The sequence below is a fragment of the Moorena sp. SIO4E2 genome, from assembly GCF_010671945.1.
Taxonomy (GTDB): Bacteria; Cyanobacteriota; Cyanobacteriia; order Cyanobacteriales; family Coleofasciculaceae; genus Moorena; species Moorena producens.
On record NZ_JAAHIE010000788.1, the window covers coordinates 1 to 2,767 of the forward strand.

Below are 2,767 nucleotides of genomic sequence, written 5' to 3' on the forward strand. Positions count from 1 at the left end.
CCGACTGAAGCACATTGCGGATACGGAAACCCTTGGTCAACTTAAGAAACAAGCCCAGATTCATTACTTAGAGATTCTTAAAAGAGCGATTAATACTAGTGCTAGTCCTGGTAATGCTAAAGCTGCTATCTATCTGGAGGATTTGATTCGCCGACTTAAGCTGATTAATCACTACATCAATGATATCAATAAGGCAGATGGGGAGTACTTGGTTAATTATGCTGAGGTATCGGTTAACTACAGAGACGTTTTTTCGAGGGCAGATGCCTTTAATCGGTTGCCAATTATTCCGATAATAGAGGGATACTTGGGAGAAAGTACCGATGAAGGGTGGGGAGAATTACAGTTTATTTTTGGACTTAAGCTCAAGTTGGATGGTAAGGTTCATGCTCATGGTAGTAAACGGGTTTTTGAGTATTCGCTTAATCTGATTAATCCCGATAGTCAGGAGCATCAAGAGTTACTGAAAGATGTTTCAAAACGAGAAGCTTTTGCTAGAAAAGTTTTGACTATTGTGTTTTTGTACTACTTTGTGTTTGCTGGTAATGACCCCTCTGATCCCGGCTATACTCCTACGTCTGACCTAAAGTACGATCCTATTAATGCCTTTGAGGAAAAGGTTTTGCCCAGGCTACGAGAATCGAAGGACAGTGAGAAGCAGGACATGTTTAGAGGAATCATCAAAGGGTTCGATAAGTATAATGTTCAGTCTAAAATTGATCAGCTAAAAGACTGTTTGACAAATACTATAAAATACAAGACTAGGTTATCAAGCCCAGGGTATCCTCTCCATATTTCTGTAAAAAAAGGCATTTTAGAAAACGATATTAGTAATATTCAGACTAGGCAGACTTTGTTTAAGGAGGTTTTGGGAGGTAATCCCAAAAACGTTCTGAAGTATCTATCGATTCGAGAGGCAAATGCTGGCGGAGATTCGGTTTGTAGTCTGGAAGCGAATATCAGAATTAGTGATATTCGCTATTGTGCTGAGGATGAGCAGCAATCCTTCAGTATGGAGTATGATGACATCACTGGGATTAAAGCGCTCCCGATACTATTGGTACCAAGAGACAATAGGGCTACAGACATATACAACCAGTGTTTTAAGCAGCATAAGTTAATGCTGTTTCCCTATAAAATAGACAAGAATAATCCTTTAGACTCCCAAGGGGCTTTTGTTTATCGGTTTACTTTTGCTTTGCTGGCTTATATCTGTTTGAGACTGCTGTTGCAGGAGCAAAAGCGTTTATTTATTCCGATTTTACGATTGCATCTGAGTAATAAGGAGGATGAGGCTCCCATCGAAAAATTTTTGCTATCGTTGTGTATGGTATTGTCTCATTTACTGAATCAGAAACATCGGTCGAATACTCAAGGAATTGATATCAGGGATTTAAGTTCTTATAAAATTCCTAATGTGATGACCTCTCTCTACTCGGTATTGCCGAAAAGGTTTCGTTTCAATCAGCCCTTACACTATCCCCAAGGCTATCAGCCATTGGAGAAGTTAGCAATTATTGTAGTTTCCAGTCGGGAAAGTGATAGCAAATGGGGGAGTCGGCACAAACGATCGAACTTGATGGGAGAAGTGGTGGGAGTAATCCGTCGAAATGATGGTGCAGTCAGGTTACAGTTACTGACCACTTTCTCTGGTAATTATGACCACCAACGATTGTTTCAGGAACCAACGGTTGTAATTGATCAAGTTACCAAGCTTTATGATAAAAACGGATACAAACATTTTATCTATGTGGCTAAGGCTCCCTATACCAGTACTTTACATATGACTCAGTCTCAGGATGATGATGGATTATTCTTTATGTCCAAGGATGTTATCCGTGCTTTAAAAGGGGAGCATAAGGATATCAAAATCTATCCAATATTTTTTGATAAGTACTATGTGGTAAAGCTAAAAAAAATTGGGGCCAGTTCGTTGTATATTCAGGATACGGAGAAGTTGACTAAATTAATGGCAGAGGAAAGTAAGCAATCGGTGGTGTTTTTTAATCTTTTTAATGGCATTGAGGTGCCAGGGGAGCAGCGCAATTATAATGGAGTGATTTCTTATGCGACGTTGTTGAATATCTATGAGGGGATACTGGATGATCAAGATATTCGCAATGGTTTGATGTATGATACTCCTCTGAAACAAGACATAGTTCAGTATTTGAGTCTGTTTCACTTTTGGCGATACCAGAAGGCAAGAGAGATTAGCTTTAAGTTAGACCCTTACGAAAATCTGATTGGGGATTATTCCGTTGGGGCTTTGTCCTTGTTTAATCATATGAGAGGTCAGGGGAATTTTAATTGCTTGGCGTTTTTAACTGAAGTTAGAAATATATTAAATAGTGGTAGGGTGTGTTAGCGTAAGCGTAACGCACCGTGATTAAGTGATTAAGTGATCAAGTAGGGTGTGTTAGCGTAAGCGTAACGCACCGTGATCAAGTAGTGTGTTAGCGTAAGCGTAACGCACCGTGATTAAGTGATCAAGTAGATCAAGTAGGGTGTGTTAGCGTAAGCGTAACGCACCGTGATTAAGTGATCAAGTAGATCAAGTAGGGTGCGTTAGCGTAAGCGTAATGCACCGAAAATTAACATACAAATGGTGCGTTACATTTCATTAACGCACCCTACTCCTAATAAAATTAACATACAAATGGTGCGTTACATTTCATTAACGCACCCTACTCCTAATAAAATTAACATACAAATGGTGCGTTACATTTCATTAACGCACCCTACTCCTAATAAAATTAACATACAAATG

1 protein-coding gene is annotated in these 2,767 nt (G+C 39.3%); it reads left to right on the top strand.

Going from position 1 to position 2,767, the window contains the following annotated elements; genetic code table 11:
- Window positions 1-2,365: hypothetical protein (locus F6K37_RS37210; protein WP_287256015.1), on the top strand; the 2,365-nt coding region annotated here is incomplete at its 5' end.
- Window positions 2,366-2,767: the final 402 nt, after the last annotated feature.